General features: G+C 60.2%; 11 protein-coding genes. 2 read left to right on the forward strand and 9 right to left on the reverse strand.

All coding sequences use genetic code 11. The features are described from left to right. Window positions 1-41 precede the first annotated feature (41 nt). The 9 genes from J3P77_RS22575 to J3P77_RS22615 all read right to left on the reverse strand — a co-directional run bounded on the left by J3P77_RS22575 (window position 42) and on the right by J3P77_RS22615 (window position 12,747). Window positions 42-4,175 (reverse strand): CheR family methyltransferase, encoded by a 4,134-nt coding sequence (locus tag J3P77_RS22575; protein ID WP_434682144.1) that lies wholly within the window; start codon window positions 4,173-4,175, stop codon window positions 42-44. Between the two features lie 410 nt (window positions 4,176-4,585). Beyond that, window positions 4,586-5,842 (reverse strand): 3-phosphoshikimate 1-carboxyvinyltransferase, encoded by a 1,257-nt coding sequence (aroA, locus tag J3P77_RS22580; RefSeq protein ID WP_434682146.1) that lies wholly within the window; start codon window positions 5,840-5,842, stop codon window positions 4,586-4,588. Window positions 5,843-5,911: 69 nt separating this feature from the next. After that, entirely contained in the window at window positions 5,912-6,865 is a 954-nt protein-coding gene (locus J3P77_RS22585) for a sensor domain-containing diguanylate cyclase (protein ID WP_434682149.1), read from the reverse strand. A 3-nt stretch (window positions 6,866-6,868) separates the two neighbouring features. Further along, the gene (locus tag J3P77_RS22590; RefSeq protein ID WP_434682151.1) at window positions 6,869-7,870 is read right to left on the reverse strand and encodes a response regulator; all 1,002 of its coding nucleotides are present in this window, start codon (window positions 7,868-7,870) and stop codon (window positions 6,869-6,871) included. A 180-nt stretch (window positions 7,871-8,050) separates the two neighbouring features. Next, on the reverse strand, window positions 8,051-8,362 hold the full coding sequence (locus J3P77_RS22595) for a general stress protein (protein ID WP_434682153.1): 312 nt from the start codon (window positions 8,360-8,362) through the stop codon (window positions 8,051-8,053). Window positions 8,363-8,878: 516 nt separating this feature from the next. After that, window positions 8,879-9,808, reverse strand: coding sequence for an alpha/beta fold hydrolase (locus J3P77_RS22600; RefSeq protein ID WP_434682155.1), 930 nt, complete (start codon window positions 9,806-9,808; stop codon window positions 8,879-8,881). A 51-nt stretch (window positions 9,809-9,859) separates the two neighbouring features. Then, the gene (locus tag J3P77_RS22605; RefSeq protein WP_434682158.1) at window positions 9,860-10,507 is read right to left on the reverse strand and encodes a ferric reductase-like transmembrane domain-containing protein; all 648 of its coding nucleotides are present in this window, start codon (window positions 10,505-10,507) and stop codon (window positions 9,860-9,862) included. Window positions 10,508-10,696: 189 nt separating this feature from the next. Then, window positions 10,697-12,010 carry a sensor histidine kinase gene (locus J3P77_RS22610; RefSeq protein WP_434682161.1) on the reverse strand — a complete coding sequence of 438 codons (1,314 nt, stop codon included), beginning with the start codon at window positions 12,008-12,010 and terminating at the stop codon, window positions 10,697-10,699. Further along, the gene (locus J3P77_RS22615) at window positions 12,007-12,747 is read right to left on the reverse strand and encodes a response regulator (RefSeq protein ID WP_434682163.1); all 741 of its coding nucleotides are present in this window, start codon (window positions 12,745-12,747) and stop codon (window positions 12,007-12,009) included. Before J3P77_RS22615 ends, J3P77_RS22610 begins: the two co-directional genes overlap by 4 nt. Before the next feature lie 260 nt (window positions 12,748-13,007). On the opposite strand from J3P77_RS22615, the gene J3P77_RS22620 reads away from it, so the two are divergent. Together J3P77_RS22620 and J3P77_RS22625 are read left to right on the forward strand one after the other, a co-directional pair. Beyond that, window positions 13,008-13,274, forward strand: a complete 267-nt coding sequence (locus J3P77_RS22620; RefSeq protein ID WP_434682164.1) for a DUF2790 domain-containing protein — start codon at window positions 13,008-13,010, stop codon at window positions 13,272-13,274. A 96-nt stretch (window positions 13,275-13,370) separates the two neighbouring features. Further along, window positions 13,371-14,582 (forward strand): cytochrome c biogenesis protein DipZ, encoded by a 1,212-nt coding sequence (locus tag J3P77_RS22625; RefSeq protein ID WP_434682166.1) that lies wholly within the window; start codon window positions 13,371-13,373, stop codon window positions 14,580-14,582. Window positions 14,583-14,636: the final 54 nt, after the last annotated feature.

Here is a 14,636-nt window from a genome sequence, read left to right on the forward strand (position 1 = left end):
TCCTCAAACCATGATCAGGTTTTTGCGGAATATCGCAGCCATTACCGCTTCAACTTCCCACCGACCTTTTCCAGCGTCTCGATCAGCACGTCATAAGCCACCGGCTTGCCGATATGGCAGGAAAAGCCCGACTGCAAGGTTTGCTGGACGTCCTGCCCGGTGCCGTAGCCGGTCAGGGCGACGCTGGGGGTCGTGGCGCAGTTGGGCAGACGCCGCAACGCCTGCATCAGCTCATGACCATTCATGCCGGGCATGCCGATGTCGGAGATGATGATGTCGAAGGTGGCTTTTTCGGCCGCTTCCAGTGCCTTGAACGGATCGCTGAACGCCTGGATGTCGGCATCTTCCATTTCCAGCAGCATCATCAGGGTTTCCAGCACTTCGGGGGAATCGTCCACCAGCAGCACTTTCCACCCTGCCAGCCGCCCGGCCGGTTCTTCGCGCGCGCTGTCCTCGGGCAAAACCGTGGACGGGCTCAGCAAGGGCAGCCGGACCGTGAAGGTGCAGCCCCGGCCTTCCCCTTCGCTGTGGACTTCCACCTTCCCGCCATGGCCTTCCACCAGCTGGCGTACCAACGACAAGCCGATGCCCAGCCCCTCGCGCTGATGGGAGACGTGCTGTGTTTCGGCCTGGGAAAACAGGTCGAACACCTTGTCGAGCTGTTCCGGGGCGATGCCCGCGCCGCTGTCGATCACTTCCAGCTTCGCCTCGCTGGCCGATTGCGAGGCGATCAGCTGGATGCGCCCCTCTTCCGGGGTGAACTTGATGGCGTTGTTGACCAGATTCCAGATGATCTGCTCCAGACGCGTCGGGTCGGCGTCGACCATCAGCGCAGCCCCGTCGGTGGGCAGGGTCAGGCTGATCGGGCGTTTGGGGTGATGGCTGAGCAATACGACATGAATCTCGCTCAGCACTTTGCCCAGGTCGATCGGCATGCGCTTGAGCTTGAGCTTGCCGGTCCGGACCCGCGCGACGTCGAGCAGGTCATCGATGATGCGCGCCTGGCTGCTGACTGCGTCGCAGACGGTACTCACCGCCTTGACCGCCACCGACGAGGTCTTGAGGGCCGGCAAGCGGCGCAGCAGCTCTGCATTGAGCTGGATCAGATTCAGCGGATGCTTGAGCTCATGGGACATCACTGCGAAGAACTCATCCTTCAAGTGGCTGCTGTTCTCGGTCTCGGCCAGGCGCTGCGACTGTTCTTCCTGACGTAGCTTGTAGTCGGTCAGGTCCCGGGCCAGCTTCACGTAGCCTTTGAAATTCTCGCCCTTGAGCAGCGACACTTCACCGCTGCAGTAGAACTGGCTGCCGTCCTTGCGCACGTGCCAGCGCTCGTCTTCGGTACGGCCGTTGCGCCGGGTCTCGCGCAATTCCTGCTCGGGCACTCCGGCAGCCTTGTCGGCGGCGGTGAAAATGAAATCGAAGTAGCGGCCTTCGGCTTCTTCCTTGCTGAAGCCGAAGATCAGTTCGGCACCGGTGTTCCAGCCGGTCACCACACCCGCCTCGTCCTGGACGATGATGGCGTAGTCGCGGATGCTCTCGGCCACCAGACGCATGCGCTCCTCGCTCAGGCGCAGATCCTCTTCGGTGGCGCGGCGCTTGCTGATGTCGATGAAGGTCAGCACCGTACCGTCGATGAAATCTTCGTTGGAGCGATACGGCAGCAACCGCGCGATGAACCAGCGCCCGTCGGTGCTGCAGACTTCCCGTTCGATCACGTTGAGGGATTCGAACACCAGGCTGGCATCGTCGCCCAGTTCGTCGTACTCAAGACGGTGGGTGATATCCAGCAACGAACGGCCGGTATCGACCGGCAGCATGCTGAAGATTTCCGTCGCGGCGGGCGTGAACCATTTGATGCGCAGGCCGCGGTCGACAAACACCGTGGCGATGTCGGTGGAGGCGATCAGGTTGGTGAGGTAATCGTTGATCTTGCCGGTTTCGTCGACCTTGGTCTTGAGCTCGTGATTGACGGTCAGCAGCTCTTCATTGATCGATTGCAGCTCTTCCTTGCTGGTTTCCAGCTCTTCGGTGGCCGACCGGAGTTCTTCGTTGACGGCCTGCATTTCCTCGTTGGACGCCTTGAGCTCTTCGCCGGAAACCTCAGCCTGCTCGATGGTTTCCTGAAGCTGGAGTTTGGTGCGTAGCAGCTCGTTTTCCAGGTTGGTCAGGAGCTGGTTTTCAGCGGAATCCGCGGAAGTCTCATTGCGCGGTTCCTGGACCGCCTGTTCGAGGAACATCACCAGCAAGAAGTCGCCGTCGGAATCTTCGTCCCGGTAAGGTTTGACCTGCAGGCCGACCTCGTAAGCCTGATCGTCGCGGCTTATGCTCACCGGCCGGGAGCGCACCTCCTGGCCGGTCTGCTGGGCCTGGAACAGCGCGGTACGCACGTCCAGGCGCAGCACCGGGTCGATAAGCGTGACCAGGTTATGGGACATTTCACCGCCCACGTACCTGAGATACCTGGCGGCCTCTTCGCTCATATGAAGAATGTCGCCGTGGGTGTCGATAATGACGCTGGGCGGGGCGGTATAACCGATGGCCCGCAGATGAATATCGGCGAAGGTCTTTTTCTTCGGACGAGGTGTCTCGACGCTGCGCACTTCAGGCACCGAGCGCACGCTGCCGATGCGCGGCATGCTGGGCATCTTTCTGGCCAGGGCCGAGCCGGCCAGCGCGCGATAGATGCGGTTTTTCTTGTCCACCGGCGCAAACAGATCGCTGCAGGCATCGGCCGACTCAGAGGAGCCCAGGAACAAGTAGCCGCCTGGGCGTAACGCGAAATGAAACATCTGCAGGATTTCGCGTTGCACTTCGCGATCCAGGTAGATCAGCAGGTTGCGGCACACCACCAGATCGATCTGCGAGAACGGCGGGTCGGTAAGCAGGCTGTGCTGGGCGAACAGCACGCGTTCGCGGATTTCCTTGCGGATGCGGTACAGGTGATCTTCCTTGACGAAGTACTGGCGCAAACGGGTAGGCGGTACATCGGTCACGATGGCTTCGAGGTAGCAACCGGCGCGCCCGACCGCGATCGCCCGGTGATCGATGTCGGTCGCGAACACCTGCATCCGGCCCTCGCCACCTTCGATCTGCAATTGATCGTTGAGCAGCATCGCCAGGCTGTAGGCTTCCTCGCCCGTGGAACAGCCGGCCGACCAGACTCGCACCTCGCGCGCATCGGGCGCGCCGCGGCCCTTGACCAGCTGAGGCAGGATCTCCCGCTCCAGGGCTTCGAAGGCATCCCGGTCGCGAAAGAAATTGGTCACGCCAATCAGCATGTCACCCAGCAACGCTTTGGTTTCATCCGGGTTGGCTTGCAAATGCCGGTAATAGGCCGGCAGGGTCGGCTGCGCCGTGACTTGCATGCGCCGTTCGATACGCCGCAGGACCGTGGCCTGCTTGTAGTGCTTGAAATCGTGACCCGTGCCAGTACGCAGTTGCACGAGAATGTCATGCAGCGACTGCGCGGCCATGGCGGCCTCATACTCGGAGGCAGGTTCTATGGTATGGATCTGTGGGTCCCCGAGCGTCGGCAGACGGATATTCTGGGAGTTGCGCCATAGTTCCAGAAGCTTCTGCGGCATCTCGACCACGGGCAATATCAGGTCGACCATCCCGGTATTGATGGCGGCCTTGGGCATGCTGTCGTATTCGGCATCTTCGGGCAGCTGGGCGAGAGTCACGCCGCCCTGCTCCTTGATCCGGGAAAGGCCCATCGCACCATCCGACCCTGTCCCCGACAGCACCACGCAGAACGCGCGGTCCTTGTGGACTTCGGCCAGGTCGCGGAAAAAAAGATCGATTGCCACATGCCCGCCACGTCGCGGTTCGGGCGTCGACACGTGCAAATGACCGTCGTTCATGCGCAACTGCTGCGCGGGCGAGATCACATACACCTTGTTCTGTTCGATCGGCATCGACGCGGTCACCTGTACCACCGGCATTTTCGTCGAGTCCTGGATGATCTGGCCAGCGATGCTCTCATGGTTCGGCGACAGATGCAGAACGATGACGAAAGCCATTCCGTTGTTCTGCGGCATGTGCTCGAAAAAGCTCTTGAGCGCCTGAAAGCCCCCTGCCGACGCACCAATTCCCACGACCGCAAATGGTAGATCACTGATCTGAACGCCCCTTTCCTGCGGGACGTTAGGCGACGGCTGGGAGAGTGTCATTCAAATTCCTTATGGATCACTGAGCTTTTACCTGAACGTCCTGTAGGGAAAAAAACCATTGGCGTACAGGTCATACATGGCAATCGGGAAGCCAGTATCGGCGATCCGGGGCCGGCGCACAGGGCGCTATTACGAGCCGGGGGCCTGAGGTAAACAATGCGGCGGGTCCATGATAAACGCCCTGCGCCCGGTAACAAAAGATAACGGGGCATTGCGTGCAATCGCTTCAGGCACGTCGTTGTATAGGTGGCACAGTTATTTGGCGCCCCTCCAAGAGTTTTGAAAAGCCCGAAGCGAAACCAGTCCTTTTATTTACCGACTAACCGACCGGCGGTTCGCCGCATATTCGCGACATTTACCCGCTAGAACGGGTAAAGAGTGTTATGACCTGACCAAGGCCAGGGTGCCCTTCAGCGTTGCAGATTCACGCCCAGCGATGCCAGCGCGTCCCAGTAGCCGGGATAGGTCTTGCCCACGCAATCGGGATCAAGAATGCGAATGCCGGCAATCTTCAGGCCGGCCAGGGCGAAGCACATGGCGATGCGATGGTCGGCGTGGGTATCGATCAGGGCGTCGACGGTCTGCCCGGCCAGAGCGGGGTTGGCATGCACCACCAGATCGTCGCCCTCTTCCACCGCCAGACCCGGCGCGATGGCGCACAGTCCCTGGGACAGTGCCGAGATGCGATCGCATTCCTTGACCCGCAGGTTGGCGATGCCAACGAAGCGCACCGGCTGGTTGTTGAAAGCGGCCAGCACGGCCAGGGTTGGAACCGCGTCCTGCATCTGCGAGCCATCGATCTCGGCGGGCATATTCGGGAAGCTGGCGATGATCTGGCTGGCCAGTGCGTCAGGCTGGGTAAAGGCATCCGCAGCCACGCCCAGGTCGATGGCGCCGCCGGTCAAAGCCTGGGCGGCCCACAGGTAAGTCGCCGCCGAGGCATCCGGTTCGATGTGAAAATCGGTGGCGCGGTAGCCGGTGGCTTCGACACGCCAGGCCACGTCGCCCAGCGGCTCAACTACAGCCCCGAAGGCCTGCATGGTGGCCAGCGTCAGGTCCACGTAGCCGCGCGCGCCGATTTCGCTGCCGGTCAGGGCCACTTCCACCGGGCCCTGGCCGCAGGCGCCCGCCATCAACAACGCCGAGACGTACTGGCTGGACAGATTGCCATCGATTTCGATGCGCTGACCGGCCAGACCGCCCTTGCCTTTGATCGCCACCGGCGGGCAGCCGCTGGGCGCGCTGACGTCGGCGCCCATGCGTTGCAGGGCGTCGACCAGCGGGCCGATCGGACGCTTGCGCATGTACTCGTCGCCGTCGACCACGAAGTCGCCTTCGAAGTTGGCCAGCGCAGCGGTCAGAAAGCGTGTGGCGGTGCCGGCATTGCCCAGAAACAACGCCTGTTGCGGTGCCTGCCAGTGTCCGGAGCTGGTGACCACGAACGTGCTGTCGTCCGGTTCATCGACCTGCACGCCCATCAGACGCAACGCCTCGGACATCACGCGGGTATCGTCACTCTTGAGCGCACCGGTCAGGCGGCTCGTGCCTTTCGCCAGACCGGCCAGCAACAGGGCCCGGTTGGTGATTGACTTGGAGCCGGGCGGGCTGACGCGCCCGATCAGCGGGCGATCGACAGGCGTAACGGTAAGCGTGGATTGAGGTCGCATGATGTCCCTGAGCGTCAGCGGAAAAATCGCGATCCTAGCACGAGCGGGTTCAGCCCCGCAGGGTCCCGTTCACTCATGCACGGTGACCTTGTTGCGACCGGTTTTCTTGGAAACGTACATCGCCTGATCGGCCTGTTCGATCAGCTGCTTGTATTCGCTGACCGTCGAGCCAAGGTCCGCCACGCCCAGGCTGATGGTGCAGCGGATCGGCTGGCCTTCGTGGATGATCTGGTCTTCTTCCACGGCCTTGCGCAGCCGCTCGGCAAACAGCGCAGCGCCTTGCAGGTCGGTATCGGGCAGCAACACGGCAAACTCTTCGCCGCCATAACGCCCGGCGATGTCCACGGTGCGAATCAGCCCGCGCACCAGGTCTGCGATGGCACGCAGCACCTTGTCGCCGACCTGGTGACCATAGGTGTCGTTGATGTGCTTGAAATGATCGATGTCGAACATCACCAGCGACGCTTGCGAGCCGTAGCGGGCATGGCGCGCGTATTCGAGTTTGATGGCGTCTTCCCAGTGCCCGCGATTGTTCAGACCGGTCAGTCGGTCGATACTCGACAGCTGCTGCAGTTCGGCATTGGCCGCCTGCAACTGATGGCTGTTGGTGGCTACGTCGGTGACGTCGTAGATCACCAGGCAGATCTGGGCGATCTCGCCGTTGGTCGAGTGCAAAGGGAACATCGTGGTGTTCTGGTACATGAACGCTTCCTGCCCGGTAATCGGCTGGTAGCTCTTGAAGCGAACCAGATAGGGCCGCTGCTCCCAGATGGTGAAAGCCGGCGTGCCCAGGGTCACCACGTTGTCGACCTTTTTGCTGAACCACTGCCTGTTCACTTCGGGGAACAAGTCGAAGAAGGTCCGGCCGATGGCGTCGTAGGGCACCACGCCCGAACGGTTTTCCATGAAGGTGTTCCAGACCAGCACCTGATAATCCCGATCAAGGACCACAATGCCCACGTCGATGTTCTGGGTCACGGCCAACAGCCAGTGAAGCTCTTTGATGTCGATCGAGTGGTTCATGCGTCAGCTCATCATGTAGGCAAGTTTTCGCGTCAGCCGCTCCACCGAATCCTCGGTGAACAGCATCAACAGATCGAAATGGATGTCGTGGCCTTCCAGGCTGTAGCTGATTTCCACTGCCAGGGTTTTCTTCCAGTGCTGGCGGTTGCTGCGAATCAATTCATCGATGCTGCCCTGACTGCCCAGCACCTGCGGGTGGCCCTGGGAGAAGGCGATGTCGATCTGCTCGGCGATCCCGCTCAGGCAGGCGCCAATCAGGATCGAGGACAAATCCAGCAGCATTTCCATGTCTGAATAGTCAGGCGAATCGCGGTGCATCAGCTGCGCCATGTCGGCGATTTCCGAGTCATGAAACAGCAGCAGCGCCTCGCCCGCGATGCCGCCGCCGATATAGCCCTGGCAGACCGCGGTGATCTTCCCGTCGCTCTGGGCATCGGCCAGCGCCATGTGCAGTTCGCCAACTTCCAGCATGCTTACGTTGGGCACGGGCAATTGCACGAAGACCCCGAGCACCTTGGCGAGCAAGGCTGCCGAGCGTCCCATGGCGACGTTGATGGTTTCACGGAAAGCGTCCTGAAAGCTGATGGCGCTGTCCGACACTTGCCGCGCAGCGGCCGGCGGCGATGCCGACGGCGTGCCCATCAGGCCCAGGCGCGTCAGCGTGTGCCTGAGTTCATCGGGTTCGGCGGGTTTTTTCAAGAACGCCAGCGCGCCCAGCTCCAGAACACGGCGCACCGCTTCGTCCTGCACGTCACCAGACACCACGATGACCTTGGCGTCCAGCTGCTCGGCGCGAATGGCAGCCAGCGTCTGGTAGCCATCCATGACCGGCATCGTCAGGTCCAGCAGCACTACCTGGCCTAACCCCTTGCGAATCGCCTCCAGGCCTTCAAGACCATTGGTGGCCAGGGTAACCGAGACGCCCCATTCGGCGGGCAAGGCTCTCAGCATCTGTTTGCGCGCCATATTGGAGTCATCGCAAATCAGCAGTGCAATCGTGGGCATCCGGGTTCTCACGGCAGAGGAATCAACGATTTGGCATTCATCACCTTGGGCAAGGGCGATGTCAAGTTGAGACGAATAAAAAAGGCGATCCGGCGTACCGGATCGCCTTTTCAGGCACTAGCCCAGGTGTACTGCAATGGCGCAAATGCAGACAAGGTTGCTGCGTTTGCGCCATGTGACTCAGCTGTTGCGACCACCGCCGTGGCTATTCTGCCCGCCTTTCTTGCCGGCTTCGGAAGCTTTTTCGCGGTCGTTGGCAAAGTTGCCGCCTGACGCTTGTCCGCCTTTCTTGCCGGCTTCGGACGCCTTTTCGGGGTCATTGGCAAAGTTGCCACCTGATTGCTGACCGCCTTTTCTGCCAGCCTCGGCAGCGCGTTCAGGGTCGTTGGCAAAATTACCACCCGAGTTCTGCCCGCCTTTCTTGCCGGCTTCTGAAGCTTTCTCTGGATCGTTAGCGAAATTGCCAGGATTGGAATTTCCTGTATTAGCCATTTCATTCACCTCTCGGATTCAGATTGACGACATGCTCACCTGAGCATCAATGACTTTGAATAAGCACTGGCCGAGGAGTTTAAGGAAGTTGCCGCTTACAGGACGAACGGTCGATAACAGAGAGTTTCATAGATTTATACGATAAAACCTTGCCTGCAAATAAAAACAGGCAATTAATCAATCTAAACTGTTGATTATAAATAGCTTATATATCCTTATTAGTTTTCCTACGCCGATTAATTCATTTTATTTTAAATCGCATGATATCAAATTAACAGCAATCGACAGCAACTAAGCGAAGCGGCGTAAATGCGGAATTTTTCTGCTTTTACTATCCAATCGAGTAGTTTTACCGCCCCGGCTATTTTCGCAGGACATGGGTAAGTGCTTGGGCAAGTACAGACAGCGCCTACCGATGCTGGATTTCTCCGGCGGTTTTACCCGGCAACCAAAAATGGCGGCCTTGGTATCAAGGCCGCCATTGCGCAAACGCCCTGCTTGCGCAGGGCCAGTCAGTTATTTCTGTTGCAGGAACGTCAGCAGGTCCTGATTGAGGCGATCCTTGTGCGTGTCAGCCAGACCGTGCGGTGCGCCAGGGTAAACGATCAGTTTTGCGTTCTTGACCAGCTTGGCCGCCGCGTGAGCCGAAGCTTGTATAGGCACGATCTGGTCATCATCCCCATGCACGATCAGTGTAGGAACATCGAACCTGGCCAGATCCGCGCGGAAGTCAGTGGCCGAGAAGGCAGCAATCGAGTCATAGGTATTCTTGTGGCCGGCTTGCATGCCCTGCGCCCAGAACGAATCGATCAACCCCTGAGAGGGTTTCGCCCCTTCGCGATTGAAGCCGAAGAACGGGCCGGAAGCGATGTCGCGATACAGCTGCGAGCGGTTTTCCAGCGATGCCTTGCGAAGGCCGTCGAAGACTTCGATCGGCAGGCCGCCCGGGTAGTCCGGCGTTTTGAGCATCATCGGCGGCACGGCACTGATCAGCGCTGCCTTTTTCACCCGGTCGGTACCATGGCGGCCGATGTAGCGGGCAACCTCTCCGCCACCGGTCGAAAAGCCGACCAGCGTGACGTCCTTCAGATCGAGCGTCTTGATCACCGTGGCCAGGTCATCGGCGTAGTGATCCATGTCATTGCCTTCCCATGGCTGGCTGGAACGACCATGGCCGCGGCGGTCGTGGGCGATGACCCGGTAGCCTTTGTCCGCAAGGAAAAGCATCTGGGATTCCCAGCTGTCGGAGTTCAGCGGCCAGCCATGGCTGAACGTCACGACCTGTCCGTTTTTCGGGCCCCAGTCCTTGTAGTAGAGCTGCACGCCATCCTGGGTCGTAATGTAGCTGTGAGCATGGCTGGGCGGCGCTTCCGCAAGGCTGATATCTGAAGCCAGGGTGGCGAAGGCTGCGCTGGCGGCCAACAGGGCATTGGTGATTCTGCTCATCTAGGGTTCCTCGGTTTTGTGTGATCGGAATGATCGTTTTTGGGAAATTGCTCAGGATGCAGCGACGGTGTTACGTGTGGACGGTCGTGGCGCCTGGCGGCGCTTGCTGGCCAGGGCCAGCTTGCCGACCAGACGAATCGCCACGGCCGCACAGATCAGGCCGAAAGGCAGCACGTACCAGGCGCTCATGGGGATGCGTTTGAAGTTGGAAAAGGCGAAGACGGCGACGATGACCCACATGCCGGTGACATGCAGTGCCTTCCAGGCCTTTGGACCAAGCAGGCGTGCCGGCGCTTTGAATGAGGTCAGCGTCATCAGCAGGATGAGCAGATAGCCGGTGCTGCCAGGAATATTGTCGACAACGCTTCGAGCCGGCCAGAACTCGGTATTGAGCTGCCCGTAGGCGTAGATCAGCGCGGCATGCACAAAATGGGAAAAGGCAAAGGCCAGGCCGATGAAGCGCCGCTCACGCACCAGCGCTTTGGACAATGGCGAAGGCACCAGCACGGCGAAGGCGGACGCGGTGAAGGCGGTCAGAAACAGCACGAAAGAGGTGCGGGCGGTGGCGCGGATGGCGCTGCGCAGCCCGTCGATGAGCTCGGGTTGCAGGGCGACCGCCAGCGCGCTCATCACCACAATCAGCATCGAGATCAGGCTGAACAGCTGCCAGCCACGCAGGCTGCTGGATTGAATATTCATGGCAAAACTCCTGTAGGAACGGCCTTTGCCGTTTCGGGTATCCGATGGCGAGCCGACGAAGAGAAGTTTTGCAGCTGTGTGTATATCGGCCGTGTCTGAAACAGGCCGTTATGTATCTTTATGAGTACATTCAGTGCGCTGGATACACTGGCTTACAAACCGGGACCGCGACCGGCTGCCCGCACAGCCTCAGGGTGCGGGCGGCAGAGAGAGCGTTGCGCACAGGCCGCCGCCGTCGCGGTTACTCAGGCTCAGCGATCCACCAATGGCCTGCGCTAATTGCTGCGCAATGGCCAGGCCCAGACCTGTGCCCCCGGTGTCGCGGTTGCGGGAGTTTTCCAGGCGATAGAACGGTTTGAACACGTCGCCCAAGGCATCCACGGAAATTCCCGGACCACGATCCAGCACGCAGATCGAAACCCCAGTGTCGACGCTGCCGGTGGCGACCACTTCGGCGGTACCGGCGTATTTCAATGCGTTATCCACCAGATTGACCAGAATCCGCCTCAAGGCATGGGGCCGGGTGTCGATGAGCGCACCGTTCTTGCCATACAGGCTGACAGCCTGGCCGGTGTCCTGATAGTCGAGCACCAGGCTGTCGAGAAAGGCGTCCAGGTTGATACGGCAACTGGTTTCGCTCGCGCCATGAATACTGCGTGCATAGGCAACGCCTTCGCGCACCAGATGCTCGATCTCTTCAAGGTCATGGGCAAGCTTGTCCTTTTCAGCAGAGTCGTCCATGAACTCGGCACGCAGTTTCATGCGAGTAATGGGTGTCTGCAGGTCGTGGGAAATGGCCGCCAGCAGCTGCATGCGCTCCTTCAGGTATTCGGCGATACGCGCCTGCATGGTGTTGAAGGCGCGGGCGGCATAGGCCACTTCTCGGGGGCCGTCTTCATCCAGCTGCACGGGATGTGCGTTGGGGTCGAGGTTCTCCACGGCTTCAGCCAGGCGGCTGAGAGGTTGCAAGGCGATTCGTACCGCAAGCCAGGTGCAACCGAGCATGAGCACCAGCTGGCCGAGCAGGACAAAGGGCAGCCAAGGCGAAAGCGGTTTGACCTGAGGTCGCACATCGATGGTGACCGGACTGCCATCGGCCAGTTGCAGCTGAACCTGGAAATGCCGCCGCGGGCCACCGGGCAGCTCGCTGAAGGTCAGCGCGTAGTCGCGGCCCAGCGCTGTTTCCAGCGAGCGGACCCCAAGCGGCACGTCATTCGGATCGAGCGCAACGCCAGGATCGCGTTCGCGCAGCAGATAGCCATAGTTGCGGCGTTGTAGGCGCTTGAGCCAGTCCGGACGTTCAGCGGCGGGCACGCGATTGAGGATGGCGATGGCCGTCGAGGCGTCATTTTCCAGATTGCCGAGCATCGCAGTCTTGGTGCTCTCGTAACGCTCGTAGTATTGCGCGGCGAACGACAGGGCCTGAGCCAGAATCAGGCCGATCAGAAAAATCAGCGACAGCCGCGAGGCCAGCGTGCGTGGCCAATGCAGCGCGGCCCTCATGCCTGCTCCTTGAGCATTTCCACCGGGAAGCTAAAGACATAGCCTTCGCTGCGCACTGTCTTTATATAGGCCGGCTCACGCGCATCATCCAGCAAGCGCTGGCGCAGGCGGCTGACCAGCAGGTCGATGGAGCGGTCGAACAGATCGGCATCACGGCCTTGAGTCAGGTTGAGCAGCTGATCGCGGCTGAGCACGCGTTGCGGGTGGTCGAGGAACACACGCAGCAGCCGGTATTCCGCGCCGCTCAGGGCAACCAGTGTGTCGTCTTCATCCAGCAGATGGCGGGCGGTGGTGTCCAGACGCCAACGGCCGAATCTGAGCAGCCGGCCGCTTTCGGTGACGACCATATTGGGCGGCAGCATGCGTGTGCGGCGAAGCACGGCATTGATACGCGCAAGCAGCTCGCGAGCGGCGAAGGGTTTGGCCAGATAGTCATCGGCGCCCATTTCCAGGCCGATGATGCGGTCGGTCTCGTCGGTGCGTGCCGTGAGCATCAGCACGGGCGTAGCCTTGTGCTTGCCGGCGCGCAATTCGCGGCACAGCAACAGACCATCGTCGCCCGGCATCATGATGTCGAGCACAATCAGGTCGACCTGATTGGCATCAAGGAAGGCCCGCATCTGACGGCCATCTGCGACCACAGTGGTGCGCAGCCCGTTTTTCTTGAGGTAGTTACCGACCAGCTCCCTGATCTCGCGATCATCATCCACGATCAATACATGATCGACATGTTCCATTTCCCGGTCTCCGAAGTGCGCGCATGGGTTACGCGGCGCGGCATTTGTTTTTATAGGCGCGCCGAGAATACAGCGGCACGCAGGCAGCGGCGAAATGTATCGCTCTGTATCTCGACCGGTCTCAGATACTTGACGAGTTCAACGGGCAGGTTTCCCGACACAGTAGAGATACCTCGCAGGCATTAAATGAGCTCCATCGAGGCAAGACGACTTGCCCCGATCAACCAAGACCATCATTCAATGACTGCGAGGAAACAACCATGAACTTCAAGACTCTCTCTGCTGCATGCCTGCTCACCGTTCTGAGCGCCGGCGCACTGCCCGCCATGGCCCAGACCACCGCAAAAGCCGAAACCTACGCCTACGGCACTCAGCTGGACATCAACAAGGTGATCTCGCTGACCGAGGAAGGCAGCGGCCAGGACTGCGGCGTGGTAAACGCTCACATGACCTATCTGGATTCCCACGGTGCCGAACGGGTCCTGGCCTACAGCACTCTGGCCGCGAACTGCAGCGGCGACAATTGAGGCGCGGCACACGCCACGCCAGCATGCCGATCAATCGAGCCGATCCGGCCCGCCGACAAAAGGCGGGCCTGATCCGTGAATCTCAGAGGTAGCGCTATGTTTCTCATCGCCTTTCTGGGTGGGGTGCTCACGGTTCTAAGCCCTTGCATCCTTCCCGTCGTGCCGTTTCTTTTTGCCGGCGTGAGCCGTTCGCGGGGCTCTATCCTGCTGGTGCTGGGCGGCATGGCCTTGACCTTTGCCGTGGTCTCAAGCCTGGCGGTGGTCAGCAGCCAATGGGTGGCGCATGCCAACATCGCCGGCCGCCAGCTGGCGTTGGTAATTCTGACGCTGTTTGCCCTGTCGCTGATTTCGGCCAGGGTGGGTACATGGTTGGCCAAGCCCTTTGTTGTACTGGCGAACCGTCTCAACCCGCCTGACACCAGCGGCCGCCTGGGATCGCTGATGATCGGCGTAGCCACCGGCCTGCTCTGGGCGCCCTGTGCAGGTCCGATTCTGGGAGCGATTCTTTCCAGTGCCATGCTGCAAGGCGCAAATACTCAGACCAGCCTTCTTTTGCTTGCCTATGGCGTTGGCAGTGCCAGTGCTCTGGGGGTGCTGATAATGGCCGGGCGAGGGCTGGTAACACGCTTGAAACCCATGCTTCCCGTCACCTCCTGGCTACGGCGCGGTACCGGTATCGCGGCCTTGCTGGCGGCAGCGCTGATCGCCACCGGCACGGACCGAGCGCTTTATGAGCAGGCGTCGTCCGAGCGCGGGAACGCAGCCGAGCGCAGTGTTCTGGATAACGTGCCCAAGGTCATCGATTACGTCGTGAGCAAGGCCAGCGCCCTTACCCTGACGGAGCAGGAAAGCAATAAACCCATACCCTCGCTCGACGGTGCGACCGAGTGGCTGAATTCCGCACCTTTAACGGCCCAGGCACTGCGCGGCAAAGTCGTGCTGGTGGACTTCTGGACCTACGACTGCATCAACTGTCAGCGCAGCATCCCCTACGTAAACCAGTGGGCGAAGAAATACGAGAAGGACGGTCTGGTCGTCATCGGCGTCCATACGCCCGAGTACGCCTATGAAAAACTGATCGGCAGTGTGCGGCGTGCGGTGAAGGGGCTGGACATTTCCTACCCGATCGCCATCGATAACGACTATGCGATCTGGCGAGCTTTCAACAATCAATACTGGCCGGCCCATTACTTCATTGATGCCAAGGGCCAGGTACGCTTCAGCCATTTCGGCGAAGGACGCTATGAAGATCAGGAGCAGGTCATTCGCCAGTTGCTGGAGGAAGCCCGTTCAGCCACTTCCTCTTGACCAGAAAAATGGCGGCCTTGGGATACCAAGGTCCGCCATTTCCGTACACATGAA

The organism is Pseudomonas sp. R1-18, assembly GCF_051132095.1.
Classification (GTDB): Bacteria; Pseudomonadota; Gammaproteobacteria; order Pseudomonadales; family Pseudomonadaceae; genus Aquipseudomonas.

What these genes read in the sequence shown, in the direction of transcription:
- J3P77_RS22625 (WP_434682166.1), top strand. Translation starts at nt 13,371, where the DNA reads ATGTTTCTCATCGCCTTTCTGGGTGGGGTGCTCACGGTTCTAAGCCCT.
- J3P77_RS22605 (WP_434682158.1), bottom strand. Translation starts at nt 10,507, where the DNA reads ATGAATATTCAATCCAGCAGCCTGCGTGGCTGGCAGCTGTTCAGCCTG.
- J3P77_RS22595 (WP_434682153.1), bottom strand. Translation starts at nt 8,362, where the DNA reads ATGGCTAATACAGGAAATTCCAATCCTGGCAATTTCGCTAACGATCCA.
- J3P77_RS22590 (WP_434682151.1), bottom strand. Translation starts at nt 7,870, where the DNA reads ATGCCCACGATTGCACTGCTGATTTGCGATGACTCCAATATGGCGCGC.
- J3P77_RS22585 (WP_434682149.1), bottom strand. Translation starts at nt 6,865, where the DNA reads ATGAACCACTCGATCGACATCAAAGAGCTTCACTGGCTGTTGGCCGTG.
- aroA (WP_434682146.1), bottom strand. Translation starts at nt 5,842, where the DNA reads ATGCGACCTCAATCCACGCTTACCGTTACGCCTGTCGATCGCCCGCTG.
- J3P77_RS22620 (WP_434682164.1), top strand. Translation starts at nt 13,008, where the DNA reads ATGAACTTCAAGACTCTCTCTGCTGCATGCCTGCTCACCGTTCTGAGC.
- J3P77_RS22575 (WP_434682144.1), bottom strand. Translation starts at nt 4,175, where the DNA reads ATGACACTCTCCCAGCCGTCGCCTAACGTCCCGCAGGAAAGGGGCGTT.
- J3P77_RS22600 (WP_434682155.1), bottom strand. Translation starts at nt 9,808, where the DNA reads ATGAGCAGAATCACCAATGCCCTGTTGGCCGCCAGCGCAGCCTTCGCC.
- J3P77_RS22610 (WP_434682161.1), bottom strand. Translation starts at nt 12,010, where the DNA reads ATGAGGGCCGCGCTGCATTGGCCACGCACGCTGGCCTCGCGGCTGTCG.
- J3P77_RS22615 (WP_434682163.1), bottom strand. Translation starts at nt 12,747, where the DNA reads ATGGAACATGTCGATCATGTATTGATCGTGGATGATGATCGCGAGATC.